The 25,872-nt window shown below is 57.5% G+C and carries 23 protein-coding genes; 12 read left to right on the top strand and 11 right to left on the bottom strand.

Translation table 11 applies throughout. The features are described 5' to 3' along the window. Positions 1-35: 35 nt before the first annotated feature. Positions 36-1,199, bottom strand: a complete 1,164-nt coding sequence (locus ACUVOF_RS11405; protein WP_447044464.1) for a fumarylacetoacetate hydrolase family protein — start codon at positions 1,197-1,199, stop codon at positions 36-38. Between the two features lie 224 nt (positions 1,200-1,423). On the opposite strand from ACUVOF_RS11405, the gene ACUVOF_RS11400 reads away from it, so the two are divergent. The 8 genes from ACUVOF_RS11400 (at position 1,424) to nanR (ending at position 9,546) form a co-directional block, all read left to right on the top strand. Continuing rightward, positions 1,424-2,188: an SDR family NAD(P)-dependent oxidoreductase gene (locus tag ACUVOF_RS11400; protein ID WP_447044463.1), complete on the top strand. Its 765-nt coding sequence runs from the start codon at positions 1,424-1,426 to the stop codon at positions 2,186-2,188. Next, the gene (gene pdxA, locus ACUVOF_RS11395; RefSeq protein WP_447044462.1) at positions 2,185-3,204 is read left to right on the top strand and encodes a 4-hydroxythreonine-4-phosphate dehydrogenase PdxA; all 1,020 of its coding nucleotides are present in this window, start codon (positions 2,185-2,187) and stop codon (positions 3,202-3,204) included. Before ACUVOF_RS11400 ends, pdxA begins: the two co-directional genes overlap by 4 nt. Continuing rightward, on the top strand, positions 3,201-4,379 hold the full coding sequence (locus ACUVOF_RS11390; protein ID WP_447044461.1) for a four-carbon acid sugar kinase family protein: 1,179 nt from the start codon (positions 3,201-3,203) through the stop codon (positions 4,377-4,379). Before pdxA ends, ACUVOF_RS11390 begins: the two co-directional genes overlap by 4 nt. A 198-nt stretch (positions 4,380-4,577) precedes the next feature. Beyond that, positions 4,578-5,579 (top strand): sialic acid TRAP transporter substrate-binding protein SiaP, encoded by a 1,002-nt coding sequence (locus ACUVOF_RS11385; protein WP_113269407.1) that lies wholly within the window; start codon positions 4,578-4,580, stop codon positions 5,577-5,579. A 105-nt stretch (positions 5,580-5,684) separates the two neighbouring features. Continuing rightward, the gene (locus tag ACUVOF_RS11380) at positions 5,685-6,221 is read left to right on the top strand and encodes a TRAP transporter small permease (protein WP_113269408.1); all 537 of its coding nucleotides are present in this window, start codon (positions 5,685-5,687) and stop codon (positions 6,219-6,221) included. A 50-nt stretch (positions 6,222-6,271) separates the two neighbouring features. Then, complete coding sequence (locus ACUVOF_RS11375) at positions 6,272-7,651, top strand: TRAP transporter large permease (protein WP_113269409.1); 1,380 nt, start codon at positions 6,272-6,274, stop codon at positions 7,649-7,651. Positions 7,652-7,667: 16 nt separating this feature from the next. After that, the gene (locus ACUVOF_RS11370) at positions 7,668-8,744 is read left to right on the top strand and encodes an Ldh family oxidoreductase (RefSeq protein WP_447044460.1); all 1,077 of its coding nucleotides are present in this window, start codon (positions 7,668-7,670) and stop codon (positions 8,742-8,744) included. Positions 8,745-8,820: 76 nt separating this feature from the next. Continuing rightward, the gene (nanR, locus tag ACUVOF_RS11365; RefSeq protein ID WP_447044459.1) at positions 8,821-9,546 is read left to right on the top strand and encodes a transcriptional regulator NanR; all 726 of its coding nucleotides are present in this window, start codon (positions 8,821-8,823) and stop codon (positions 9,544-9,546) included. A 28-nt stretch (positions 9,547-9,574) separates the two neighbouring features. On the opposite strand, the gene ACUVOF_RS11360 is transcribed toward nanR, so the two are convergent. The 7 genes from ACUVOF_RS11360 to ACUVOF_RS11330 all read right to left on the bottom strand — a co-directional run bounded on the left by ACUVOF_RS11360 (position 9,575) and on the right by ACUVOF_RS11330 (position 17,263). Then, positions 9,575-11,212, bottom strand: coding sequence for a UxaA family hydrolase (locus tag ACUVOF_RS11360; protein WP_447044458.1), 1,638 nt, complete (start codon positions 11,210-11,212; stop codon positions 9,575-9,577). Then, positions 11,209-12,264: a zinc-binding alcohol dehydrogenase family protein gene (locus ACUVOF_RS11355; RefSeq protein WP_447044457.1), complete on the bottom strand. Its 1,056-nt coding sequence runs from the start codon at positions 12,262-12,264 to the stop codon at positions 11,209-11,211. The genes ACUVOF_RS11360 and ACUVOF_RS11355 overlap by 4 nt, the downstream gene beginning before the upstream one ends. Positions 12,265-12,278: 14 nt before the next feature. Then, positions 12,279-13,130 (bottom strand): fumarylacetoacetate hydrolase family protein, encoded by an 852-nt coding sequence (locus ACUVOF_RS11350; protein WP_447044456.1) that lies wholly within the window; start codon positions 13,128-13,130, stop codon positions 12,279-12,281. Positions 13,131-13,172: 42 nt separating this feature from the next. Further along, positions 13,173-13,922, bottom strand: a complete 750-nt coding sequence (locus ACUVOF_RS11345; RefSeq protein ID WP_447044455.1) for an SDR family oxidoreductase — start codon at positions 13,920-13,922, stop codon at positions 13,173-13,175. Between the two features lie 278 nt (positions 13,923-14,200). Beyond that, positions 14,201-15,484, bottom strand: coding sequence for a TRAP transporter large permease (locus tag ACUVOF_RS11340; RefSeq protein WP_113269416.1), 1,284 nt, complete (start codon positions 15,482-15,484; stop codon positions 14,201-14,203). A gap of 3 nt (positions 15,485-15,487) precedes the next feature. Continuing rightward, positions 15,488-16,081 carry a TRAP transporter small permease gene (locus ACUVOF_RS11335; RefSeq protein WP_447044454.1) on the bottom strand — a complete coding sequence of 198 codons (594 nt, stop codon included), beginning with the start codon at positions 16,079-16,081 and terminating at the stop codon, positions 15,488-15,490. 105 nt (positions 16,082-16,186) lie between these two features. Beyond that, a complete protein-coding gene (locus ACUVOF_RS11330) occupies positions 16,187-17,263 on the bottom strand; it encodes a TRAP transporter substrate-binding protein (protein WP_447044453.1) in 1,077 nt (358 codons plus the stop codon). Between the two features lie 262 nt (positions 17,264-17,525). On the opposite strand from ACUVOF_RS11330, the gene ACUVOF_RS11325 reads away from it, so the two are divergent. From ACUVOF_RS11325 to ACUVOF_RS11310, 4 genes are read left to right on the top strand one after another with little or no spacing between them, the layout of a single operon-like run. After that, positions 17,526-19,328 (top strand): IlvD/Edd family dehydratase, encoded by a 1,803-nt coding sequence (locus ACUVOF_RS11325; protein WP_447044452.1) that lies wholly within the window; start codon positions 17,526-17,528, stop codon positions 19,326-19,328. Positions 19,329-19,358: 30 nt separating this feature from the next. Further along, positions 19,359-20,303: a DMT family transporter gene (locus tag ACUVOF_RS11320; protein ID WP_447044451.1), complete on the top strand. Its 945-nt coding sequence runs from the start codon at positions 19,359-19,361 to the stop codon at positions 20,301-20,303. Positions 20,304-20,334: 31 nt separating this feature from the next. After that, complete coding sequence (locus ACUVOF_RS11315; RefSeq protein ID WP_447044450.1) at positions 20,335-21,105, top strand: FadR/GntR family transcriptional regulator; 771 nt, start codon at positions 20,335-20,337, stop codon at positions 21,103-21,105. Positions 21,106-21,139: 34 nt separating this feature from the next. Next, complete coding sequence (locus tag ACUVOF_RS11310; protein ID WP_447044449.1) at positions 21,140-22,066, top strand: Gfo/Idh/MocA family protein; 927 nt, start codon at positions 21,140-21,142, stop codon at positions 22,064-22,066. Positions 22,067-22,084: 18 nt separating this feature from the next. Here ACUVOF_RS11310 and ACUVOF_RS11305 read toward each other — a convergent pair whose 3' ends face one another. From ACUVOF_RS11305 to ACUVOF_RS11295, 3 genes are all read right to left on the bottom strand, one after another. Beyond that, complete coding sequence (locus ACUVOF_RS11305) at positions 22,085-23,659, bottom strand: aldehyde dehydrogenase (NADP(+)) (protein WP_447044448.1); 1,575 nt, start codon at positions 23,657-23,659, stop codon at positions 22,085-22,087. A 44-nt stretch (positions 23,660-23,703) separates the two neighbouring features. Next, positions 23,704-24,702: an AraD1 family protein gene (araD1, locus tag ACUVOF_RS11300; protein WP_447044447.1), complete on the bottom strand. Its 999-nt coding sequence runs from the start codon at positions 24,700-24,702 to the stop codon at positions 23,704-23,706. Positions 24,703-24,864: 162 nt separating this feature from the next. After that, complete coding sequence (locus ACUVOF_RS11295; protein ID WP_447044446.1) at positions 24,865-25,806, bottom strand: LysR substrate-binding domain-containing protein; 942 nt, start codon at positions 25,804-25,806, stop codon at positions 24,865-24,867. Positions 25,807-25,872 lie beyond the last annotated feature (66 nt).

The following is a 25,872-nucleotide window of genomic DNA, read 5'->3' as shown; positions in this document are numbered from 1 at the left end:
TGGCGGTGCGATGAGTGGCGTATTGCTGGTTAGAATCAGCGCCGGGCTAAATGGCGCATCAAGTCACGAATACCGTAGGTCCAGGGCGGCAACTGGTCGCTTCTGCCTACCCGATTGACCAAAGCGCCGAGCGCTGGCGTGGCGATGGTGACGCGATCACCGAGATGGTGGGTGAAGCCCTGGCCCATACCGTCGCGATCCTGAATGGGTGAGAACATGGTGCCAAGAAACAACATAAAACCGTCGGGATATTGATGGTGGTCGCCGATGGTCTGGTGCACCAAATCCAGCGGGTCGCGGCTGATCTCGCGCATGTCGCTTTCGCCTTGGAGCAGGAAGTTGTCATTCTCGCCTTCAATGCGCAGCGATACTTGGCAGTTGCGCACGCTCTCGATGTCAAAGTGGTCATCAAACAGGCGGATGAACGGGCCAAGTGAGCAGGAGGCGTTGTTATCTTTTGCCTTGCCGAGCAACAGAGCACTGCGCCCCTCAACATCACGTAGATTAACGTCGTTTCCCAGCGTTGCGCCGCGCACCTGGCCGCGGCTGTCTACCGCCAGAACAATTTCCGGCTCGGGGTTGTTCCACTGTGAGGAGGGGTGCAAGCCCACTGGCGTGCCAAAGCCCACCGATGACAGCGGCTGGGCTTTGGTAAACACCTCCGCATCGGGACCGATGCCGACTTCCATATATTGTGACCAGCCGCCACGTGCCTGAAGCGCTTTTTTAAGCGACATCGCTTCGTCAGAGCCGGGCTTGATTTTGGAAAGGTCGCTGCCAATCAGGGCTTGAAAATCATCACGCAGGGCGGCGGCACGAGCCGGATCGCCGCCCGCTTGCTCTTCGATCACACGCTCTAACAGGCTAACGGCAAAGGTCACTCCGCACGCCTTAATAGCCTGCACGTCGCAGGGGGCGAGCAGGTAGGGTGCCTGTGGCTGGGGCAACTGCGAGTTTGCCAGCAATGCCTCGATACTACCCAGGTTAGGGCCTTCTGCACGCCTTACCACCTCCTGCACATCGTCGCGTTCCAGCAGGTCAGCCATGGTCGGGCCAAAGGCGGTGATGTCGAACACTTGGCCGTTTTGCACGGTAATCAGCGCAGGCCCGGGGTGCGGGCCTTCCAGCCATACGCGGCCCACCAGTAGCGCTTTATCCAAGTCAGCGGGAAGCGTGTCCGTCAGAGAAAGTGGTTGCACGTGCGTCTCCGGTAGTCGTTCACAGTAGTTGTTAACAAATGATGTTCAGCTAGCGATTGGTGCGTCATCGCCTATCATGTTATGGATATGCTGTTGTATGACAGGTATGCCAGTTCTATGCTCACTCTAGCGCACTGCGCTATTTCGGGTCGATAGTTAAAGCGGCAAAGTCGTGCGTAGTTTTGCCTCGGGCTTCAACAACAAAAAACGTTAAGGAGTGTTGCATGTTAGACGAGTGGAAAGGAAAGCGAGTGCTTATTACCGGTGCCAGCCGAGGAATCGGTGCGTCGGTTGCTAAGCAACTGGGCGCGCTGGGCGCTCATGTGGCGGTGCACTATTACAATAGTGAAGCGCTCGCCGAAGCGGTGGCTCAGGCCGTTCGTGATGTCGGTGGAGAGGCGTTCACTTTGAAAGCAGACGTCAGTCATTCCAATGAGACCCGACGTCTGGTCGATGAGGCTGCCGAACGCCTGGGCGGTTTGGACCTGTTGATCAATAACGCTGGTGACATGTTGGGGCGGGTTGGACTGGATGCGATGGATGATGACCAGTACGACCGGGTCATGGATCTCAATGTGCGTTCGGTGATTATGGCCAGCCGAGCGGCGCTACCCCATTTCCGCCGTGGGGGAAGCGGTAATATTATTCACACCACCTCAATCGCCGCACGCAACGGTGGGGGAGCAGGGGGTGGGTTATACGCCTCGGCGAAAGGCTTTGTGAGTACGGTGACGCGCAATATGGCCAAAGAACTGGCGGGCGATAATATACGCGTCAATGCCGTGGCGCCGGGCACCATTGCGACCGACTTCCATGTGCGGCATTCAAACGAAGCACATTTAACTGCCGCTTGTGCCTCGATACCCATGGGGCGCTTAGGTACAGCGGAGGAATGCGTCGGCGCCTATGTCTTCCTTGGCACTGATGCATTAAGTGGCTACGTCACAGGTCAGATCATTGAGGTTAACGGCGGGCAGCTAATGCCATGAAAATCTCTCACCCGACTTCTAACCGACATAAGCGCTATGAAATTGCGATCACCATGGGCGATCCTGCAGGCATCGGCCCGGAGATCATTTGTCGTGCTTTGAATGCTATGTCGGCAGCCGAGCGTGCCTCTGCGCTGGTGGTAGGAGATCCTGCTATATTCCGCCGCGCGACCGCCAGTATTGGCGCCGACCTGGCGTTTGCAGCCCTTGAGCAAGCTGAGCACGAGGAAGGCAGCGTGGCGGTTGCCGAGGTGAAAGTACCGCCGGGAGTCGAAATTCCCGATGGCCAAATCAGCGCCAGTGCCGGGGATATGGCGTTTCGCTGTGTTCAGAAAGCCGTTGAGCTGGTACAGGCGGAGCGGGCCCAGGTAATCGTCACCGCGCCGCTTAATAAAGCAGCGCTGCATGAGGCCGGACACCATTACGATGGCCATACCGGCATGCTGGCCTCGCTTACTGGCGCGCCCTCATCGTTCATGTTATTGGCATCGGAAACACTCTCAACACTGCATGTCTCGACCCATGTTTCGCTGCGTGAAGCGATTGATCGCGTAACGCCTGAGCGCATTATTGCCACCGTTGAAGCGGGGCATGCGCACTTGGTCGCGCTTGGCATGCGTGAACCGCGTATCGCGGTGGCCGGGCTCAACCCGCACTGCGGCGAAGGCGGGATTTTCGGCGACGAGGATAGCCGCTGTATCGCCCCGGCGGTGGAACGATTACGCCAGCGTGGCTTTGCTGTGAGTGGGCCCATCTCGGCGGATACGGTGTTTTACCGCGCCTCGCAAGGCGAGTTCGATTTAGTGGTTGCCCAGTATCACGACCAAGGCCACATCCCTGTCAAGCTGATCGCCTTCGACACCACGGTAAATGTCAGCCTTGGGCTGCCGCTTCAACGTACCTCCGTGGATCATGGCACCGCCTTCGACATTGCCTGGCAGGGCAAGGCCGATGCCACCAATATGGCGTCCGCGATTGCCTATGCCCGTCGGTTAGCCAGTGGCGCTGTTTCATGAGTGGCTGTCAGGTGGCGATTATTGCCGACGACCTGTCAGGAGCGCTGGATGCTGCTGCGCCCTTTGCTGCTCGCGGGGCAGACGCCCGAGTAGTGATCAGTCTGGAGGCATTAGCGGAGACGCTTGAAAAGTGGCAAGGGCAGTGGCCAGAGGTCATTGCCGTCAGTACCGAATCCCGTCACTTGCAGGCCGAGCAAGCCGCGTTGCGGGTAAGCGAAGCGGCTCGGCTGTTGACGCAAGCGGCCCCGAGGCAATGGTTCAAGAAGGTCGATTCGACCCTGCGTGGCCAGGTCATTGCCGAGTGCCGGGCGTTGCGTAAAGCGCTTGGTTTACCCTTGCTACTGGCACCTGCGGTGCCGGCTCAGGGAAGGGTCGTTAGCAATGCGGAGGTGTGGGTCGAGGGACATCGGCTGGCTGAAACGGATTACCAGCACGATGCTCGCTCAGCGCCAATGATAGGTCCTATTGATCAAGCTTTTGCCGCCAACGGCTTGCCCCTGCAGCGCTATCGGCCAGGGCAGATAACACCGCTTCCCAGCGCAGACTGCATCGCCGATGCCGAAAGTGACGAGGAACTCGCGGCAATTTATGGCCTCCTCAATACCGGCAGAAGCCGTGCCATGGCCGGTGCGGCGGGGCTGGCGGCAGCTATTGCTCAAGGCTGCTTCGGGCCTCCCGGTGCGCTGTTTCGCTCACTTCTCAGTGTTAATAAAGTGCTCTATGCGGTGGGGTCGAGAAGTTCTCGCGCTGCGGAACAGCTCCAGCAGTTACGCCAATGCGCACCCGATTTAGCCGTTATAGCGTGTGCTGATAAACCCTACGGAACCCACGCGTTAAGTGCCTGTGTGGTCGTGCCAAGCTGCCATGCAACAGAGCGAACGGCGAGTGAAGTGGCTGACGCGATGGCCGCCCAGGTGGCGTCGATTACCGCCACTTGGAAGAAGTACGAGGAGAGTTTGCTGTTTTTAACCGGTGGGGATATCGCTATGGCGGTGCTCTCTCAGCTAGGCGCGAGTTATATCTGCGTTGAAACAGAGTGGTCGTCTGGGGTGGCGCTGGGGTATGTGAACGGTGACAAGCGACAGCGCGTGATGACCAAAGCGGGAGGCTTTGGCGACCCTCAACTGCTAGTGCGTCTGCATCAGCAGGCAAAGCTAACGGCTGGAAGTGAATAAGAACGCTTGAAAATCGTTATCTGATGGTTGCGCGATAGCAGGCGACCAGCTAGGTTTGAAACAGGTGGTATGACACGTATACAGCTAGACGATAAGTTATGCTGGTTGTCGCCGCTTACATAATAACCAATACATCACAATAAACCGCAGAAAATCACAAAAACCAACAACAAATCCAATGGTTGTGAGGAGTATACGATGAGCCATAAACGCCAACACCACCGCAATATGCCTTACCTGCTGACTGCCACACTTATCGCTGGCGGTCTCTCAGTGACTGGTGCTGTGCATGCGCAAGAAGAACTCAACTTCGCTCACGTCTACGAGACGTCTGAGCCCTACCATGAATGGGCACTGTGGGCAGCAGATGAAATTGAGGAACGTACCGACGGCCGTTACTCAATCAGTGTTCACGCGGCATCGTCGCTGGGTAAGGAGTCGGATATTAACGAAGGTCTGCAACTTGGCACGGTTGATCTGATCTACACCGGCAACCAATTCGCCGGTCGTTTCTACGGCCCGGTAGGCATCGCTGGCGCGCCTTATATGTTCCGTGATTTTGATCATTGGCAGGCCTACGCGGACAGTGATCTGTTCGAGGAAATCGCCCAGGGCTACCAGGATGAAACCGGTAACGTACCGCTAGCCATGAATTACTATGGTCGTCGCCACGTGACCTCCAACGAACCGATCAATACGCCGGAGGATATGCAGGACCTGAAAATCCGTACACCGAACGCGCCGATGTACATGATGTTCCCCGAAGCGGTGGGGGCCAACCCAACACCGATCGCTTTCTCCGAAGTCTATCTGGCACTGCAGCAAGGTGTGGTGGATGCCCAAGAGAATCCGCTGCCGACCATTCGCGCCAAGGCGTTTCATGAGGTGCAGGACTATATCAACCTGACCGGGCACATCACCGATTCGTTGATCACCATCGCCGGTGGGCCGCTATGGAATCGGCTCTCTGAAGAAGACCGCGAGATTTTCCGTGAGGTCTACACCGAAGCTGGCGAGCGTATCACCCAGGATATCCTGGCATCCGAGGAGGAGTTGGTGGCTTGGTTCGAAGAACAGGGCGTGACGGTCAATGAAGTGGATATTGAACCCTTCCGCGAGGCCACAATACCTGCCCATAACGGCGAGGCCGCGACCTGGGACCAGGAAACCTATGATCGCCTGCAGGCCATCGGACAATAACGCTGGGAGGCCGGTCCTTCTAAGGCCTCTTCTTATCCTGACGCTGCTTTCGTAGGCCACGACTCGCCCCACCCTCAGTTTGGGTGGGGCGACTGGGAACCTTCTATGAACCAACACGATGCCACTAACGAGATCAGCTTCGCTGGCCTCGACGACGACTCCTTCGATATCCATGAGTACGCCATTGAGGATTTCCTAACGCTGGGAATTTTCTGGCTTCTCGCTCTGGATGTCTTTCTACAGTTCTTCAGTCGCTATGTGCTCGGCAACTCCATCGCCTGGACTGAAGAGATGGCGCGCTACCTGCTAGTGATGGTGGGCTTTCTGGGTAGCACCATGGCCGTGCGCAAGGGGTCGCACATTGCCGTGGAATTCTTCTATCGCTACATGCCGATGTGGCTTGGGCGGTTGATGGCGACGCTAGTGGATCTGATTAATATCGCCTTTTTCTCCATCATGATCTGGATCACCTTCAAGCTGGCCGATCGTACCAGTGCGATGATGGTGTCGGTGGACATTCCTAAAAGCTGGCTCTACTACCTGGTTATGTTGGGCTTCATCTTGATGCTGGTGAGAGGTGTTCAGGTAGCGATTCGACACTGGCGCACGGGATCTCATGAGCTGCTTAATAGCCAAGAATAAATCAGCCAAGAATAAATCGTCAAAACGATAGTCTCCCGGAGATCACACCCATGCCCAACATTTTGTCCATGCGGCGCAGTGGCGCCATGGTTGCGCCGCTGATCGCGGCGGTCGCGATACTTGGCTGCATAGCGCTGGCCGTGACACAACACTATCTACTGTTTCTGTTCGCGGCGCTGTTCACGCTATTGGTAATGGGGGTGCCTATTGCCATTAGCCTCGCTGGTTCATGCCTGCTCTACATACTGCTGACCGGCAGAGTGCCCGATGTCGTGGTAGTGCACCGTATGATTAATGGTATCGATAGTTTTCCGCTGCTGGCGATTCCGTTCTTCATTCTTGCCGGTAACCTGATGAACAACGGCGGCATTACCTCGCGCATCTTCGATTTTGCCAAGGCGTTGATGGGATGGATGCGCGGCGGTCTTGGTCACGTCAACGTGGGCGCTAGTATTGTCTTTTCCGGTATGTCTGGCGCAGCGGTAGCCGATGCTGGTGGGCTTGGTACCATCGAAATCAAAGCCATGAAGGATGCTGGTTACGACGAAGAGTTTTCGGTCGGTATCACCGCGGCGTCTTCGACTATCGGCCCCATCATTCCGCCTAGCCTGCCGATGGTGATATACGGCGTTATGGCGTCGGTTTCAGTGGGGCAGCTGTTTGTTGCAGGCTTGGTGCCTGGTCTATTGATGGGCCTAGTGCTGATGGCAATGATCACGATCATTTCTCGGCGGCGCGGTTACACCCGTGACGCGGTGTTCTCACTTCCAGTGCTCGGCTACACCTTCAAGCGTGCCTTTCTATCGCTTCTAACCCCGGTCATTATCGTCGGCGGTATCATGAGTGGTGCCTTTACACCCACAGAAGCGGCCATCGCTGCGGTGGTGTATGCGTTGGTATTGGGAGGCGTCGTCTATCGAAGCCTGACTTGGCGCCGCTTGCTCAAGGTCAGCATGGAAACCATCGAGACCACGGCGGTCATCCTGCTCATCGTTGCCGGTGCCTCGATATTTGCCTGGATACTCACCAGCAATCAGGTCACGCAACACGTGGTGACTCTGCTCGGGCCATTCGCTGACAACCCAATCGCCACGCTGATTATCATAAATTTGGTGCTGATTGTGGTGGGCTGCTTTATGGAGACCATCGCGGCGATCACCATCTTGGTGCCGGTGTTATTGCCCGTAGCGGTCACTGCCGGTGTCGATCCGGTTCACTTCGGTGTGATCATGGTGCTCAACCTGATGATTGGTTTGTTAACTCCACCAGTGGGGATGGTGCTTTATGTGCTGTCACGGGTCTCCGGCATCTCTTTCGAGAAGTGCATGCGCGGCACGCTGCCGTTTCTGGTGCCGCTGGTGATCGCGCTGTTGTTGGTCACTTTCATACCGGCCATCTCGCTGTGGCTGCCCACGCTGCTTTACCGTTGAGAGGAAAGATCAACTTATGACTGATCCCAAGCAGGATTTTAGCGTCGATCGAGAGGATCTGGAGCGCTTTATGGGCACAGCACTAGCAGCGGCGGGCGCTGATCAGGCGTCAGCAAACGCGGTAACCCGTGCGCTGGTCACCGCCTCACGAATGGGTACCGATAGCCACGGGCTACGCCTGCTGCCCCACTATTTACAGGCGCTCAAGGGCGGGCGCATCAAGGGCGCTCCCAACATGGTTTTTCATCAGCGCTTAGCGGCTACGGGCTTTTTAGATGCCGATCATGGTTTGGGGCACTTGGCGGGTTATTCAGCGATGGAGCACGCCGTGGCGATGGCGGAGGAAGTCGGTATGGGTGCTGTTGCGGTGGGTAATTCATCCCACTTTGGGGCGGCAGGGTGCTATGCATTAGCGGCAGCGGAGCGCGGGTATCTCGGTATGGCGTTCTGTAACTCGGACCCCTTTGTGCTGTTACACGATGGAGCTAAACCCTTTCACGGCACCAATCCTATCGCTTTTGCGGCGCCTGTCGCGGGCGAACAGCCTTACCTGCTGGATATGGCCACTAGCTCGGTTCCTTGGAATCGCGTTCAGCAGTACGGTGCCATTGGCCGCGAACTGCCGGATCAAGTCGCGGCAAATGCTGCCGGTGAGGTGAGCCGAGTTCCTAGTGAGATCGCCGCGCTGTTGCCATTGGGCGGCAGTGACTTTGGTTTTAAGGGCGCGGGACTGGGCGGCATGGTTGAGGTGCTGAGTTCGACGCTATCGGGCATGCAACACGGCTTTAAGCTGCTTCCCATGGGCGGGCCGGATATGTCGACACCACGCGGCGTCGGGCATTTTTTCCTCGCCATGAAACCTGATGCGTTTGTAGAGGAGGGCACGTTTGCCAAGGGGATGGCTGACTACTTAGCTGATCTACGTGCTCAGCCCGCTTCCCCCAGTGCCAGGGTAATGGCGCCGGGGGACCGGGAGTGGCGCTGCCAGGCCAAACGCGATGCAGAGGGGATCCCGCTCGATTCTGCTAATCAATTGGCCTATGCCGAGATCGCTGAAAAGTATCAGATAGCGCCGCTCACTCGACTCGATTGAAGGGTTGGATGAAGGATATTGATAAGAAATGCAGTAAAATGGCGGCCAATTTCAGGTTAATTAAGGGTGACTGCCTATGAGCAGATACCGGATCGAGCGTAAAACGCTATCCGAACAGGTCGCCGAACAGCTCGAAGCGGAGATTCTCGAGGGGCGGCTGAGTGAAAATGATCAACTGCCGTCAGAAAGAGAGTTGATGGAACAGTTTGGTGTCGGCAGGCCGGCGGTACGTGAAGCGCTGTTTCATCTCCAACAGCTTGGCTTGATTGCCATTAATAGCGGTACTCGCGCGAGGGTAATTCGTCCCACCGCCGAGGCGGTGATGGCGCGGCTTTCCGGCGTCACCCGGCAGCTGCTTTCTAAACCCGATGGTCAGCAGTACTTCCAGGAAGCGCGTGCTATGTTCGAGATATCGCTGGCGCGCTATGCCGCGCGCAGTGCCAGTGAAGAAGACCTGGCGCGGCTGCGTCTGGCGCTTGCCGATAATCGAGACGCGATCGGCGACGAGGCGCGCTTCAAACGCTCCGACAATGACTTCCATGGGGTGCTGGCAAGCATCGGCCAAAACCCGATTTTCGATGCCATCCACGTGGCGCTTTCAGAATGGCTGGATGATCGACGTGCCCAGGTGCTGCAACAGAAAGACGAGGACAAGGCCGCCACCGCCGCGCACACCGAAATTGTCGAAGCCATTGAGTCGCGTGACCCGGACGCTGCTGAAGCGGCGATGCGGCGTCATCTGGACCGCCACTATGGTACCTACATGCAGCTCAAGCAACGCCTCGCGCCGGCGCCCGAATGATTCGTCGTGTTGTGAGACTGTTGTGAGACTATAGCGACACGCCACGCTTCCAGGGAATGAAGTCGTACTGGGCAAGCGCCACTGCGCGCGGCCGGTAACGCCCGGACGCTGTCTCTATACACATCTTGAGCAAGCGATCGGCCAGCGCGCCGATCTCTACCTCACCGCGAATGATCGGTCCGGCATCGAAGTCGATGACGTCGCTCATGCGCGTGGCAAGCGTGCTGTTGCTGGCGATCTTAAGTACCGGCGTGACCGGGTTGCCCGTCGGTGTGCCAAGCCCCGTCGTAAACATGATCAGGTTGGCGCCGGAACCGGCAAGTGCAGTAGTGGACTCGACGTCATTGCCTGGGGTGCACAGCAGGCTCAGCCCTGCGCGTGTCTGTGGCTCGGTGTAGTCGAGCACATCGACCACTGGGCTATCACCGCCTTTCTTGGCTGCTCCCGCGGATTTCATGGCATCGGTTATCAAGCCATCACGAATGTTGCCAGGCGACGGGTTCATCGAGAAATCAGCGCCGACCAGCGCCGCATGACGCTGATAAGCCGACATCAGTTCACTGAAGCGCTCGGCCACAGCATCGTCACTGCAGCGGGCGATTAGCTCGTGCTCCACGCCACATAGTTCCGGAAATTCGCTGAGGATACCGCTGCCGCCTAGCGCCACTAAGCGATCGATCACTGCGCCGACTAGCGGGTTGGCCGAGAGCCCGGAAAAGCCATCCGAGCCGCCGCATTCCACGCCGATGCTGAGTTTCGACAGCGGCGCGGGCGTGCGTTCTACTTGGTTGGCCATGGCCAGCCCGTCGAAGATGGTGGTCAGCGATTCGCGTATCAGCGCTTGCTCGCTGAGACTTGCCTGTTGCTCAAGATAGTGGACAGGACGGAGCCCCTTGGGGTCGCGCGCCTCTACCGCTGCCTTGATCATGTCGATCTGTGCTTTCTGGCAGCCAAGGCTCAATACCGTAGCACCGGCCACATTGGGGTGGCAGATATACCCGGCAAGTAACTGGCAGAGCGCTTGGGCGTCGTCGTCCGTACCGCCGCAGCCGAGGGTATGGGTCAGAAACCGTACGCCGTCGACATTGGGAAACAGGCGTTCACGGAGGGGCGATGACGGCTCGCCCTTATCGCCATGCAGGAGTTCCCGGGCAAGCTGCTTGTACTCGCGGAAAGGGTCTTCACCCAGCGCGTCGGCAACGCACTGGCGCAGCACCTCGATGTTACGGTTTTCACAGAACACCAGTGGAACCACAAGCCATACGTTGGCAGTGCCGACTTGGCCGTCAGGTCGGTGGTAACCATCGAAAGTGGCACCCTGAAAATGCGCAACGTCAGGCGCCTGCCAGTTGCCGCGTTTCGCCTGAGGTGTGGTGCTGGCAGTGCTGTGCTCGATATTGTCGGTAGTGATGGCCGCCCCCTGAGCGATGGGACGGGTCGCGCGACCCACGGTGACCCCGTACATGATCACGGTGTCACCGGGTTCAAAGGCCGCAAGCGTGAACTTGTGCTTGTGGCGGATCGCCTCGGTGAGAGTGATGTGTTGGCCGTTGTCGATGATAAGGGTGCCTGCGGGAAGATCCTTCAGGGCAACACGAACATTGTCGGCGGCATGCACGCGCAGGGTATCCAGCTGGCCGCTGTCACTGGCAATGGTCTGGTTCATGACGAGGCTCCTGGTGTGAATTGTCGGGGTATGTCGTCGATTTCAATCATGGCCTTGACCACGCCGGTGGCGGGGGTGCACCAGGCGGGCATGCGCTCGGGCACATCGGCCAGTTCTGCGCGGTGGGTGATCATCGCATCAGCCTTTAGGCGACCGCTTTCCATCAGTTGGGTTACTTGATCGAAGTCGGTGCGAGTGGCGTTGCGGCTGGCCAGCAGGGTTAGCTCCTTGCGGTGAAAGTCGGGGTCGCTAAAGCTGATATCGGCCTTGACGATACTCACCAATACGTAGCGCCCGGCGTGCCCTGCCAGGTCGAACCCGGCCTGCATCGCGGCGGGGTTGCCGGTGGCATCGAACACCACATCGGCGAGCTCGTCATCGCTCAAGCCCTTCAGGGCGGTGTCGATATCATCCTCGTTGGGGTTCAAGGTCAGTGTGATACCAAGCTTGTCACGACAGAACGCCAGCCGCTCAGGATTGGTGTCGAGCACTACCACCTGTGCTCCGCGCTCACGAGCGATTTGAGCCACCCCCATGCCGATGGGCCCGGCGCCGCACACCACCGCCAGTTCACCCTGGCCGAGTTCGCTGCGGCGCACCGCATGGGCGCCAATGGCCATGCACTCGACCAGCGCCAGCTGATCAAGTGCAAGGGTATCGGACACTACTAAATGATCGAGGGGCACCGCCAGGGTGTCGCACATACCGCCATCACGGTGGACGCCAATCACCTGCATCCGCTGACAGCAATTGGTGCGCCCATGGCGACAGGCGCGGCATTCACCGCAGTGCAGATAGGGAATCACGTAGGCGCGCTTTCCGACCAGGTCAGCATTACCTTCGCTACCCACCTCGACGACCTCGCCGGCCAGTTCATGGCCGAGTACACGAGGATAGCTAAAATAGGGTTGATTACCGCCATAGGCGTGAATATCGGTACCACACACCCCGATACGGCGAATATGTAGCAGCGCTTCTTCCGCGCCACAGCTCGGGGAATCACGCTGCTCTAGTGTCATGTGACCCGGTTCAGCACATACGACGGTTCGCATCTCGCTCTCCTGGCTCAGCGCTTCTGGTCGGCAACGACGGTTTGGTGCTGCTCGCCAAGCCCCTCAATGCCGAGGCGCATGCGCTGGCCCGGCTTGAGGTAAACCGGCGGTTGTTGACCCATGCCGACACCGGGCGGTGTGCCGGTGGAGATCACATCGCCCGGCTGCAGGCTCATGAAGCGGCTCAGGTAGCTGATCAGAAAAGGGATCTGATAAACCATGGTGCGGGTGTTGCCATCCTGGTAGCGCTTGCCGTCCACCTCGAGCCACATGTCGAGCTGATGAGGATCTGCTACCTCGTCGGGGGTGACCAGCCAGGGGCCCAGCGGGCCGAAGGTATCGCAGCCCTTGCCCTTGTCCCAGGTGCCGCTGCGTTCGAGCTGGAACTCACGCTCGGAGACATCGTTGACCACGCAGAAACCAGCCACATGCTGCATGGCATCGGCTTCGTCGATGTAACGACCGGCCTTGCCGATCACTACGCCGAGTTCCACTTCCCAGTCGGTTTTCTCGGAGTCACGGGGAATGATTACGTCGTCATTCGGGCCGCAGATGGCGCTGGTCCACTTGTTGAAGATGACCGGCTCTGGGGGAACCTGCGCGCCGGTCTCGGCGGCATGGTCGGAGTAGTTCAGGCCAATGCAGATAAACTTGCCCACGCCCGCCACACAGGGGGCGATGCGGGTGTTAGCGGGCACCTCTGGCAGGCTTTCAGCATCCAGTGCCGCCAGCCCTTCGAGGGCGCGACAGTCAAGGTATTCACCGGCCAGGTCGGTGACATGGGCTGAGAGGTCGCGGATTATCCCGTTGTTATCTAACAGCCCGGGCTTTTCATGGCTGTGCGGGCCAAAGCGTAGCAGTTTCATCAGTCGGTTCCTTGGTTGTCTCGTGGTTCGACGTGCATGGGATCAGATCAGCCAGCCACCATCGATGATCTGGGCGGTGCCGGTGGTGTAAGCGGACTCATCGGCGGCCAGATAGGTGGCAAGGGCGGCTATTTCTTCCGGGCTGCCCAGGCGCCCCTGAGGCTGCCTGGCGATAAACTCGGCGTAGACATCGTCTTCGTTTCGGCCCTGCCGTTTGGCTTGTTCACTAATGCGCTGGCGCAGCGAGGGCGAGTCCACAGTGCCGGGGCAGATGGCGTTGCAGCGAATTCCCTGGCCGATGTAGTCGGCAGCCACCGACTTGGTCAGGCCGAGTACCGCGGCCTTGGTGGTGCCGTAGGCGCAGCGGTTAGGGACGCCTTTAAGGCTCGATGCTACTGAGGCCATGTTGATGATGCTGCCGCCGTTATTGTCGAGCATGGCCGGCAGCAAGGCGCGAATCAGGCGCATCATCGCCATCACATTGAGTGACAGCGACAGCTCCCAGTCTTCGTCGCTGCCGTCCAGCAGCGAACCGTTAGCCACGTACCCGGCGCAGTTGAAGAGGATGTCGACGGCGCCAATCTCGTGCGCCAGCGCCTCGATGGCGGCGATGTCCAGCACATCGAGCCGGCGTGCGGTGATGCCAGGGGTATCGGCCAGTTCGACCAAGCTCTGGGTGTTGATATCAGTAGCAATGACCTGCGCGCCTTCAGCGGCGAAGCGCAAGGCGGTGGCCCGACCAATCCCCTGGCCTGCGGCGGTGATCAAGGCCGTCTTGTTGTTGAGTCGCATGGCGGTTCCCGGTGCTATTGTTATTGATCAGGTACTGTTATTGATCCGATGATGACGCGCGACAAGCATGAAACATCATATGGTATGACAGGATGCTAGGATGATGTTTAGCTGAGTATGGCCTAGTTGTTGGGAGTTGCCAACATTGTGTGAGGGACTATGTGTGATGCGCTATGAAACGCAAAAAGGGACGACCGAAGCCGTCCCTTATGCGTACTGGATAACGAAAGTTTAGAGTGCGTCGATGGGGGCTCTCGTTGCTAGCGTTGCAAAAACCTTCAGTTGCCACGCACGGCGGTGAGATCAGGTAGCCAGGTCACAATACCGGGAAATGCGATCAGGATGACCAGCACCACCAGCAAGGTGGCGTAGTAGGGCAGCATGGCTTTCACTAGTTGCTCCATGGAGACTTTGCCGACCCCGCAGCCAACGTAAAGGCAGGTGCCCACGGGCGGTGTCAAAAGGCCAATGCCCAGAATAAAGGCCATCAATACACCAAAGTAAACCGGGTCGACGCCGACCGACGTGACGATAGGCGTCAGCATCGGCGCCATAATCACCATGGCAGGCGTCAAATCCATCACAAACCCTACCAGCAGCAGTAAGCCCGCAACGATTAACAGTAGCAGGAACGGGTCTTGGGTGATCGCCTGCACTTGGGTAACCAGCGTTTGAGGCACCATATTAATGGTCAAAAACCAGGCGATAACGGTGGCAAAGGCCAATAGCAGCAAGACCATACCGGTTAAGCGGGCAGTACGGATCAGCATTCCCCAGAGCGCAGTGATCTTAAATTCCCGGTAAACGACCAGAGAGATAAACAGCGAATAAAGCAGTGCCGCCACGGCGGCTTCGGTGGCGGTAAAAACGCCGCCGATGATACCGCCGATGACGATCACTGGGAGTACCAGCGCAAGCCAGGCGGCTTTAAACGCTTGCCACAACACATCAAAGCGGAACTTACGGGTCTCACCGGCATGGCCGATGGTGGCCATAATGAAGGTTGTTGCCATTAGACCAAAACCGATCAGGATGCCTGGCACAATGCCGGCAATGAACAAGCGACTAATCGATGTCTCGGTCACAATGCCGAAAAGAATTAGTGGGATAGAGGGCGGAATAATAATGCCGATGACCGACGAAACAGTATTGATCGCCGTCGCCTGGGGCGCCGTGTAGCCCTGCTTGGTCATGGAGGGAATCATCATCGCCCCAGTCGCGGCGGTGTCTGCCACGGCCGAACCGCTAATGCCACCGAAGAACATCGAACCGGTAATCGCCACCTGGCCCAGACCGCCGCGCACGAAGCCTACCAGGGCGCCCGCCAACTCCATCAACCGGCGGGCGATACCACCGTTGCTCATCACTTCACCGACCAGGATAAAGAACGGAATCGCCAGCAGCGGAAAACTATTGACCCCGCGAATCGACTGCTCAATCAGAATTGATAACGGAATATCAGAGAGCAACGCCATTACCACGGCGGCAATGCCCAGGCCAAAGGCAATGGGTAGGCCAAGTGCCAGCGAGGCAAAAAGAATACCTAGGAAGATCCATAGCATGATCTAGCGGCCTCCATCGGCGTTCGGTGTCACATGGGGTGAACGTATTTGTTGAATGCTCTGCCAGGCACGCCAAATAGCCACAGCCGAAATAAAGCACGCGCAGAGAACGAAGGAAACATTGACGAGGTTCCAGGGCACATTAAGTATCGCAGTGCGGCTTGTTGCACGGGACATCACGATAAAACCACCCCAGATGATGACGCCCATTAACACAGTAATAATGGTGTGCTGAAGCAAATACAGCATATGGGCGGCCCGCGGTTTTAGTCGGCGAACCAGAATGTCCACGGCGATATGCTCATAACGGGCGAAAGCCGCCGCAGCACCAATAAAAATTAGCCAGATAAACAGCATGCGGGCCAGCTCATCGGCCCAGGGCACTGAGTTATTGAAGAGGGCGCGGCCGACCACATTGGCAGACACCGAGACGATTAGCGCCACCAGCAGAGCCGCTATTACGTGTTCCATGGCCAACGTTAACCAACGAAACACAACAGGGCCGCGGCGCTGTTCGGTGTCAATCTCCAACGGTTGGCGTTGGGGATCCTCAAAAAAAGACGCGGTATCAGGGAGTTGCGTATCTGGTGTGGTCATGGGTTCTCCCCAAAGACGAGTGACGAGAAGGCAAGAGGCGCTTGCCTCTTGCCTGATTTAGTCAACGTAAGCTGAGTAGCCGAAAGCCGGACAGCTGCGTGCTGCTTATTCCGTTTTAGATGATTCAGCAATCTGTTGGAATTCAGCCACTAAGTCTTCGCCAATGCGTGGAGCCCACTCGTCGTAAACCGGCTGCACTGCTTCTTGGAAGGCGGCAATCTGCTCGTCATCAAGACGGGTAATTTGCATGCCTCGCTCTTCAAGTTGCTCACGCGCCCAGTCGTCATACTCGGCTGAAAGCTGGATTTCGTAATCCGCTGCCTGCAGGGCGGCTTCCTGTACAAGCTCCTGATACTCGGGGGCGAGGCTATCCCAGGTACGTTCAGAGATCATCTTGATAAAGGGCGTATAGACATGCCGTGTTTCGGAGCCGTAGTCCTGAACCTCATAGAAGTTGGAGGTTAGAATGGTGCTCCAGGGGTTTTCCTGGCCATCGACGACACCCTGTTCCATGGCAGAAAACAGCTCACCAAATGCCATTGGGGTTGGGTTAGCACCGAGTGCTTCCCAAATGGCCAAGTGCACCGGGTTTTCCATGGTACGAATCGACAGGCCGCGAACATCCATGCCTGCTACATCCTCTGGCGAAGTGACTTCCCTGGCGCTATTGGAGAGCTGTCGGAAGCCGTTTTCTGAGAAGGCCAGGGCTTTCAGACCAGTACCATCAAACGCATCAAGCATCTCCTGGGCAGCATCGCTGCGCATGGCCTCAATGGCTGCTTCCCGGGTGGGTAATAGGAAGGGTAAGTCGAAAACAGCCAGTTCTTCGACGTAGCCGGTAGCGGGTGAGGAAGAGGGGTACGTCATATCCAGCGTGCCGGTCTGCAGCATTTCCATCATCTGCACATCGTCGCCGAGCTGGCTGTTGGGGAAGATGTGAACGTTGATGCGCCCTTCGGTGCGCTGGTTAAGAATGTCGGCAAAATATCGGCTAGAAATGTATTGTGGCGAGCTGTCAGCCAAACCAAGCCCCATGCGTAAGGTGACACTGCCGTGGTCTTCTACGGTGGCGCCGTCAATCTCGGGGGGATCAGATAGATCAGGCGTTTGTGCATAAACCATACCTGAGCTGAACAGCGTGGCGCCGGTCAATAACAGGGTACGCTTCAAAAGATAATGCATAGTCGTCACTCTCCTGGCGTGCTGCAGGCTGCTTTGAAGAGTATCTTCCAAGCGAGCTACAGCGTGGTTGCTATTGTTGTTGTGTAAGCAGTACTCAATAAAGAAATGAGCACCACAAACCTTAGATGAATGTCTAACGTTTTCACTGTATGTTCAACATATACTTTTGTATGTATCGACGTCGAAGTTAAGACAGCGTAACGTCGTGATCAATCTCTCTGATTAATTCCTTCAATCTTTACTCTAGGCGTGGAGTGACACCATGGCCAATTTTGAGCGAATAACGCCTGAGCAGTTGCGTTCGCGCTACTGGTTCGATAACGCAGATCATCCTGGAACGACAGCGCTCTGCATCGAGCGCTATCTTAATTACGGCATTACACTGGATGAACTGACCAGTGGTAAGCCGATTATTGGTATTTGCCAGTCAGGGTCTGATTTAACTCCCTGCAATCGCCACCACATTGAGTTGGTTAAGCGAGTTAAAGACGGCATTCGCGCTGCAGGCGGCGTACCGTTTGAATTTCCGATGCACCCTATCCATGAAAATGTGCGGCGGCCTACCGCCGCGCTGGATCGCAACCTCGCCTACTTGGGCATTGTGGAAGTGCTGCACGGCTACCCCTTAGACGGAGTGGTATTGACCACCGGTTGCGATAAAACCACTCCTGCTGCACTCATGGCGGCGGCAACAGTCAATATTCCTGCCATTGTTCTTTCCGGCGGGCCAATGCTTAACGGCTGGCGCGGTGCCGAGCGGGTAGGTTCGGGCACGATTATCTGGGAACTACGCAAACGCCTGGCAGCGGGCGATATCGACTACGCGGAGTTCCTTTCTCGCGCGAGTGATTCAGCGCCGTCGATAGGCCACTGTAATACCATGGGGACGGCGTCCACCATGAACTCAATGGCGGAAGTATTGGGTATGAGCCTGCCTGGTTCGGCGGTGATACCGGCGCCCTATAAAGAGCGTGCGATGGCGGCCTATGACACCGGAACAAGGATTGTCGATATGGTCTGGGAGGACCTGCGCCCGCTAGACATTCTGACCCGTGAAGCGTTTGAAAACGCCATTGTGGCGTGTTCGGCCCTGGGCGGCTCATCCAACGCGCCAGTACATATCAACGCAATTGCACGTCATGCGGGCATCGAGATTAACAATGATGACTGGCAGCGCTTAGGCCATGAAATACCGCTGCTTGCCAACGTCATGCCTGCCGGTGCCTTCCTGTGCGAAGAGTTTCACCGCGCTGGCGGCGTTCCTGCGATCCTTCATGAGCTACAAACGGCAGGCAAGCTTCACGACGATGCACTGACGGTCAACGGCCATTCGCTGGGCGAAAATCTGCAGGGCCGCGAAACCCAGGACACTGATGTGATTTGTCGTTACGGCGATCCGCTGGTCGAACACGCTGGCTTCCTAAATCTCAAGGGCAACCTGTTCGATTCGGCACTGATGAAAACCAGCGTGATCTCAAGAGATTTCCGCGAGCGCTTCCTGAATGATCCCAATGACCCTGAAGCCTTTGAAGGTAAAGTGGCTGTGTTTGATGGCTCGGAGGATTACCACGCACGTATTGATGACCCGGCGCTGAATATTGATGCGCGCACCATCTTGGTCATGCGTGGGGCAGGGCCGGTCGGCCACCCTGGCGGTGCCGAGGTGGTCAATATGCAGCCGCCGGAGGCGCTAATCAAACAGGGCATCGAATCCCTGCCTTGCTTGGGCGATGGCCGTCAGTCGGGCACGTCCGGCTCACCGTCGATTCTCAACGCCTCCCCTGAAGCTGCCACGGGCGGCGGATTGGCGCTGCTTGAAAGCGGCGACCGGCTGCGGGTTGACCTTAAGCGAGGCGAGGTGCAACTGCTAATTGACGCAGCTGAGCTGGAAATGCGCCGTGAACGTTTGGCAGAGCAGGGCGGCTACCGTTACCCCGGCCACCAGACGCCTTGGCAGGAGATCCAGCGCAGTATGGTTGAGCCGCTGGACCGTGGAATGACCCTGGAGCCCGCCATCAAGTACCGTGACGTGGCACGCCAGCATCAGCCCAGGGATAACCATTAAGGCGCGATCACCAAAGGGATTAGCACTAAGATGAGCCGTTTTAGTACTTTGTCGCATCGGCAGCAGGGCCTGCTGTTGACCGGTGGTGGCGCGATCATCATGGCGCCGGATGCCCTGCTGATTAAGGTGGCCGACTTACCCGATGCGGAGATACTGATGTGGCGCGGTTTTCTCTCCGCGCTGGGCTTTTTGCTAATTGCCCTGTTGCGCTATGGTCGAGGCACCCTGGGGGCCTATCGTAGCTGCGGCTGGACCGGTATCGCCGTGGCGCTGTTGTTCAGTCTGACAACTTGCGGCTTTGTGCTTGGCAATCAGTACACCAAGGCGGGCAACGTGCTGATGATTCTGGCCAGTTCGCCGATTATCGCCGCTGTGCTCTCCTGGATTATCCTCAAGGAGCGTTTGCCCCGGCGTACTTGGCTGGCGATTTGGCTCTGCATGGTCGGTATTGCGATGATCGCGCTGGATGATGCAGGTGCAGGCTCGTGGATGGGTAACGCCTTTGCCTTGATGGCGGCGACCACCTTGGCGATTAATTTTACCCTCTGCCGTACCCGCCCAGGTGTGGATATGAGCCCTATGCTGGTGTTCAACGGCCTTATTGTCGGCAGCACCGCTGGGCTGTTTTGGCTGGCGGGGAGCGAGCCGTCCCTGTCAGCCACCAACCAGCTTGCCGTCGTGGTTCTGCTGTGCCTGATTATCGTACCCTGCGGGGTGACCCTGCTGCAGCGTGGGCCGCTCTATCTACCTTCAGCCGAGGTGGGTCTGCTGTTGCTGCTGGAAGTGGTGGTGGGGACGCTATTAGCTTGGTGGATTTTGGGTGAGCAGCCTGCGCCTGTGGCGCTGATCGGCGGTAGTTTGGTGCTGGGTACTTTACTGGCCAAAGGGTTCTACGAACGGCGACTAGAAATGCGGCAGCGTGCCAGCGTGTCATCCGCGCCGTCGATAACAGCAGACCGGTCAAGTACGGTATGATTGTCAGGAATCGAAATAGGGTCTTATCGTAGTGACGTCATCTCCCAGTAAGCCAGTAGCTCGCCCCAGTATCGCCGAACATCTCGCCGAGGAAATCTTCGGTGGGCGCTATCATCCCGGTGACTTAGTGCCGCGTGAAATGGATCTATGCGAACGTTTTGCTATTAATCGCTCGGCGGTGCGCAGCGACCTGCGTCAGTTGGTTGAAGCGGGCATTATTGAGCGTATTTCCGGTCATGGTTCCAAAGTGCGCGAATACTCCGAGTGGCATATTCTTGACGTTCAGGTGACCGATTGGTTGACCCGCTATGCTGCGCCTAACCCGGAGATTCAGCGCGAGATTCTCGCCTTTCGCCTGGATGTAGAACCCTATGTGGCGATGACTGCTGCAAAGCGCGCCAAAGCACGTGATTTAGTCGCCATTGAAGAGGCCTTTGAAGGGCTAGGGCAGAATCTACGTAACGCCACCTGCGAGGAAGAGCGGCGGTTGCATAGTGAGTGTGACGTAGCCTTCCACGAGGCGATTTTTAAAGCAACGCATAATATCGTCTGGGCACAGCTATCGCATATCCTGCGTCCTTCTATTTTTCTGCTCGTTTCCATGTCCAACGAGAATGCCGTGGACCCCGAAGAGAGCCTGGAGCGCCATCGTCAATTGATGGAGAGCATACGCCTGCGTCGCCCTCGGGAGGCATTCTTAGCCGCCCAGGCGGTGTTGGCAGGCACTGCCGCAGCGTTGGGGCTTGAGCACAGCTTCAGCTCATTAGGGCGCAGCGTTGAGTTGCCCCACACCGCTCCATAACCCTATTTCAATGGTCAATAACAAAGGCAAGCGTATGTCTGACTTCAACCTCGGCCTGGTGGGCGTGGGCAAAATCGTCCGCGACCAGCATCTTCCGGCCATCGCCGCCACCCAGAACTGTAACCTTATCGCCACGGCGGATCCCCACGCCTCACTGTCGGATCTTCCCGCTTATCAAGGCCTGGAGGCGATGCTCGACGCTCATCCTGATATTACCGCCGTCTCAATCTGCACGCCGACGCACTTGCGCTACTCCCAGGCGCGGGCAGCGCTGATGCGCGGCAAGCATGTGCTGCTTGAGAAGCCGCCGGGGGCGACGCTGAGCGAAGTGGAGGATCTGATTGCTACCGCTTCCAAGCAGGGCGTTAGCCTGTTTGCCGCTTGGCACTCGCGGTTTGCCCCCGGCGTAGCTCACGCACAGCAGTGGCTAGCCGAGCGTCAGGTGCAGCGGGTTGAGATTGAGTGGAAGGAGGACGTACGGGTATGGCATCCAGGGCAGGCATGGATTTGGCAGCCGGGTGGCATGGGTGTTTTTGACCCCGGTATTAATGCGCTATCGATTGCCACGGCCATTCTGCCTCAGCCGTTTTTTCTGCAACAGGCGCGGCTGCTGACGCCGAGCAATACTCAAACCCCGATTGCCGCCGAGCTATCATTTACTGACCCTACTGGCGCAGAGATTGAGGCAGATTTCGATTTCCGCCAGAGCGGGCCGCCCACCTGGGATATGCATATCGAAACAGATGAAGGGCGTTTGAGCCTTACAAAGGGTGGCTGTCGTCTGGTGATCAAGGACGAAGTTATAATTGAAGCCGAAGAGCGAGAGTATCAGGGACTCTATGCACGTTTTGCTGAGCTAATCGCAAATAAGCGCAGCGAGGTGGATATTGCCCCGCTGCGCCAGGTCGCCGATGCATTTCTATACGGTCATCGTGAGGCTACCGACGCCTTCGTTGAGTAGCGTTCGAGCGACTCTCGTTTATTCACGCTTGCCATCGACTAGGCGTGAGACGCCAGCCGGGTTGCCGTCACGAATCGCTTCGGGCAGCAGCCCTTCCGGCAGCGCCTGGTAGCACACCGGGCGTAGGAAGCGGAAAATCGCCGCGCTGCCCACCGAGGTGGTGCGTGAATCAGAGGTGGCTGGGTAAGGGCCGCCGTGAACCATAGCGTGGCACACTTCGACACCCGTCGGCCAGCCGTTGGCCAGGATGCGTCCGGCCTTGCGCTCCAGCGTTGGCATCAATTGCTTAGCCGTCGCCAAGTCAGCGTCATCCATCTGTAGGGTAATGGTGAGCTGGCCTTCCAGCTGAGCCGCCACACGGGCCACTTCCTGGGCGTCAGCACAGGCGATTACCAGAGATGTCGAGCCGAATACCTCTTCCTGTAACGCCGGGTCACTTAGAAACGCCTCAGCCTGGGTAACGAACAGCCCCGCTTGGCAAGGGTGAGCTGTCTCGCCTGCTTGCCCACGGGCGACCTCGGTGACTTTGTCGTGGCTGGCGAGCCGACCCATGCCCTGCTGGTAAGCATCATGAATACCCGGCGTGAGCATGGTTTGGCCTGCGCTACCCTTAACGCCTTCACCGGCTGCCGCAACAAAGGCATCCAGCTCAGGACCTTCGATCGCAATAACTAGCCCAGGGTTGGTGCAGAACTGCCCAGCGCCCATATTGAGCGAGCCGACAAACCCTTCAGCAATCGCTTTACCGCGCGCCTTGAGCGCTTCGGGCAGCAGGAACACCGGGTTGATCGAGCTCATTTCAGCATAAACCGGGATCGGCTGTGGCCGTGCCTGGGCAGTGGCCATCAAGGCCGTGCCACCGCTGCGTGAACCGGTAAAGCCAACGGCTTGAATGCGCGGGTCGGCGACCAGTGCCTGACCGATTTCGCGGCCCGAGCCAAACAGCAGCGAGAAGACGCCCTCGGGGAGATCACACTTAGCCACAGCGCGCTGAATGGCGCGGCCTACCAGCTCAGAAGTGCCGGGATGGGCAGAGTGGCCCTTGACCACGACCGGGCAGCCAGCCGCCAGCGCGGAGGCGGTATCACCACCGGCCACACTGAAGGCGAGCGGGAAGTTACTGGCACCAAACACCGCCACGGGGCCTAGCGCAATATGGCGCTGGCGCAGGTCGGCACGCGGTAGCGGTTCACGATCGGGCATGGCCGGATCGATGCGCACATCCAACCACTCCCCGGCGCGTACGACCGAGGCGAACAGCCGCAACTGGCCGCAGGTGCGACCCCGTTCGCCTTCTAGGCGCGGGCGGGGCAGGCCGGTTTCGGCCATGGCGCGTTCAATGAGGTCATCACCGATCGCTTCGATTTCAGCGGCAATGGTTTCAAGGAATGTGGCCCGCGCCTCTAAGCCGGTTTCGCGATAGCTATCAAAGGCTGCTTCGGCTAGCGCACAGGCCTGCTCAACCTCGGCTTTGCTGCCTCCGGGGTAAGCAGGCGTTAGCGTTTCGCCGGTGGCGGGATTGACGGCTTGAATGTCAGCCTGTTGGCCGCTGATGGCCTGCTGACCAATCAGTAATTTACCTTCCAGAGTCATACATCCTCCTGCTGGCTTGATTTGCGTTCGCTGATTTACTTGCGTTAGAGCGCTTTAACGGTGACCGCGGGTGTATCTGTTTCTATCCGGAGCGAATTACGCAGAGGGCGACCGAACTCGTTAATACATATCTCAAAGCGGTCGCCTTCGCGTACCTGAATATTGTCAGCAAAGCTTAGCGTAGCAGTGCCGAAAAAGTGCACGTGGACATCGCCAGGGCGTCGGAAACCTGGGTATTTAAAGTGGTGATATTCGAGGTTGGCCAAGCTATGGGCCATGTTGGCTTCGCCGGTCAAAAAAGGCTTCTTCCATAAGGTCTCGCCATTGCGCTGAATAGAGCTGGTGCCTTCTAAATGGGCCGGCAGCTCGCCAATCAACAGTTCGGGGCCAAAACTGCAGGCGCGGAGCTTGGAGTGAGCCAGCCATAGGTAATTGAAGCGCTCGGTGACATGGTCAGAAAACTCGTTACCAATCGCATATCCGACTCTCCAGGGTAGACCCTCCTCGCCAATAACGTAAAGGCCGGCAAGCTCGGGCTCCTCGCCTGCATCTTGCGCGAATGCCGGTGAGGGGATTTCTGCCTCCGGCGCCATCACGCACTGGCCATCGCCTTTGTAGAACCATTCAGGTTGCGCACCAGTTTCGCCCGCGTTGGGTTTGCCGCCTTCCACGCCTAGCTTGAACATACGCATGGAGTCGGTCATGTCTTCTTCAGCCGCTTGGGCCTGTTTTTGAGACTGAGCGTGCATGGCCGAACGGGTGTCGGCGCTGCCCAAATGGGTAAGGCCTGTGCCGGTAACCAAGCAGTGTGCTGGGTCGGGATGGGTCAGTGGCGGCAGCAAGCGCTTATCGTCTACTAACGCTTGATAGTCGAGGCGGGTGTCGGTCATTGCGGCGGTTACCGCGTCGCTCATCGGTTGGCCAGCACTAATGGCACGGTTGGCTAACGTGTAGGTATCGCAGTCGAGCAGCCTAACCTGCTCTTCGCTCTCGACCAGGGCGGCGCGGACCTGGCCCTGGTGGTCACACTGAATCAGACGCATAGGCTATTCCTAACACTTATTGTTATGAGAAGGGAGTTAGACAAAATAATTTTGAGACCCACATAGAGTGTCTAATGTTGAACATTTGAATAAATTGTTCAACATAAACTTTTGTATGGCTGGTTAATAAAACGGGTCTTATTTCCTAGCGTCTACTGCTCGCTAAGCGCCCTGCGCAATAATTTCCCGCAGTGTGCTCATCAATACAGCGGCGCCGGGCGAGAGGCGCTGGTGGCGCAGACTGACCAGCCCATAAGGTTGAACACTGAGCGTTTCGCTGAAGGGCAACAAATGAAACCGCTGCGGTGGGCAGAGCAGGTCAGCAACTTCCCGGGTGGTGACCGTAATGGTGTCGGATTTATCGACTAGCGCCAGCGATAGCAGCAGGTCCGCAGCATCGACGATCTGGCGCGGCGGCACGACCTGATGGTGCAGAAACAGGCTATCCACTCGCTGGCGCATCAAAGCACCGGTGGGCTGCAGTGACCAGGGGTAGGCTGCCATATCCGCTAGACTCAGCGGCGTTTTTTCCGCTAATGGATGCCCCTTGCGGCATACAAAACACAACTCTTCCTCACCAATCTCCTCAAATACAAAGCGCTCGGCATCGATGCCTGCTGGAATGCGGGTAATCGCAAAATCCAGCTCGCCCTCCAATAAGCGAGGTACCAACACTTTGCTGACATCCACATCGACGCTGATCTTTAGCCCAGGCCGGTCTCGATGCACACGCTCAATTGCGCTGGTCAGTAGCGTTACTGCTGGCGCCATTACCGTGCCGACCGCCACCGTGCCTGCACTGCCCGCGCTAAGTGCGTTCAACTCTTCACCGGTATGATGTAAGGCCGAGAGCATGCTGTGGGCGTGGCGAATCATAATCTCGCCGTACCAGTTAGGGGTTAGCCCGCGTGGGTGCCGTTCAAATAAACGAATACCTAGATTGGCTTCTAAGTCGCTCAGTAGCTTTGATGCAGCGGGCTGGCTCATATTGAGCTGGGAAGCGGCACGATGCAGATTGCGCTGCTCGTCCAGGGCTAAAAATAGCTGAAAATGGCGCAACTTTAGTCGCACGTCTAGAAACCAGTTCTCACCGAGAACGCCCATGGGATAAGACCTGAGTTGTTATTGATACTGAGAAGTATATCGATATTGATGAGTTTGTATATTGGT

It is taken from the genome of Vreelandella sp. H-I2 (genome assembly GCF_052959335.1).
The sequence above is the reverse complement of the archived record's forward strand: the minus strand, read 5'-3'. Positions and strand labels throughout refer to the sequence as shown.

Coding starts and splice junctions, on each gene's coding strand:
- ACUVOF_RS11305 (WP_447044448.1), bottom strand. CDS start 23,659: ATGACTCTGGAAGGTAAATTACTGATTGGTCAGCAGGCCATCAGCGGC.
- ACUVOF_RS11370 (WP_447044460.1), top strand. CDS start 7,668: ATGACTGATCCCAAGCAGGATTTTAGCGTCGATCGAGAGGATCTGGAG.
- ACUVOF_RS11310 (WP_447044449.1), top strand. CDS start 21,140: ATGTCTGACTTCAACCTCGGCCTGGTGGGCGTGGGCAAAATCGTCCGC.
- ACUVOF_RS11330 (WP_447044453.1), bottom strand. CDS start 17,263: ATGCATTATCTTTTGAAGCGTACCCTGTTATTGACCGGCGCCACGCTG.
- ACUVOF_RS11385 (WP_113269407.1), top strand. CDS start 4,578: ATGAGCCATAAACGCCAACACCACCGCAATATGCCTTACCTGCTGACT.
- ACUVOF_RS11360 (WP_447044458.1), bottom strand. CDS start 11,212: ATGAACCAGACCATTGCCAGTGACAGCGGCCAGCTGGATACCCTGCGC.
- ACUVOF_RS11340 (WP_113269416.1), bottom strand. CDS start 15,484: ATGCTATGGATCTTCCTAGGTATTCTTTTTGCCTCGCTGGCACTTGGC.
- ACUVOF_RS11325 (WP_447044452.1), top strand. CDS start 17,526: ATGGCCAATTTTGAGCGAATAACGCCTGAGCAGTTGCGTTCGCGCTAC.
- nanR (WP_447044459.1), top strand. CDS start 8,821: ATGAGCAGATACCGGATCGAGCGTAAAACGCTATCCGAACAGGTCGCC.
- ACUVOF_RS11375 (WP_113269409.1), top strand. CDS start 6,272: ATGCCCAACATTTTGTCCATGCGGCGCAGTGGCGCCATGGTTGCGCCG.
- ACUVOF_RS11350 (WP_447044456.1), bottom strand. CDS start 13,130: ATGAAACTGCTACGCTTTGGCCCGCACAGCCATGAAAAGCCCGGGCTG.
- ACUVOF_RS11380 (WP_113269408.1), top strand. CDS start 5,685: ATGAACCAACACGATGCCACTAACGAGATCAGCTTCGCTGGCCTCGAC.
- ACUVOF_RS11320 (WP_447044451.1), top strand. CDS start 19,359: ATGAGCCGTTTTAGTACTTTGTCGCATCGGCAGCAGGGCCTGCTGTTG.
- ACUVOF_RS11390 (WP_447044461.1), top strand. CDS start 3,201: ATGAGTGGCTGTCAGGTGGCGATTATTGCCGACGACCTGTCAGGAGCG.
- ACUVOF_RS11335 (WP_447044454.1), bottom strand. CDS start 16,081: ATGACCACACCAGATACGCAACTCCCTGATACCGCGTCTTTTTTTGAG.
- ACUVOF_RS11355 (WP_447044457.1), bottom strand. CDS start 12,264: ATGCGAACCGTCGTATGTGCTGAACCGGGTCACATGACACTAGAGCAG.
- ACUVOF_RS11400 (WP_447044463.1), top strand. CDS start 1,424: ATGTTAGACGAGTGGAAAGGAAAGCGAGTGCTTATTACCGGTGCCAGC.
- ACUVOF_RS11295 (WP_447044446.1), bottom strand. CDS start 25,806: ATGGGCGTTCTCGGTGAGAACTGGTTTCTAGACGTGCGACTAAAGTTG.
- ACUVOF_RS11345 (WP_447044455.1), bottom strand. CDS start 13,922: ATGCGACTCAACAACAAGACGGCCTTGATCACCGCCGCAGGCCAGGGG.
- araD1 (WP_447044447.1), bottom strand. CDS start 24,702: ATGCGTCTGATTCAGTGTGACCACCAGGGCCAGGTCCGCGCCGCCCTG.
- pdxA (WP_447044462.1), top strand. CDS start 2,185: ATGAAAATCTCTCACCCGACTTCTAACCGACATAAGCGCTATGAAATT.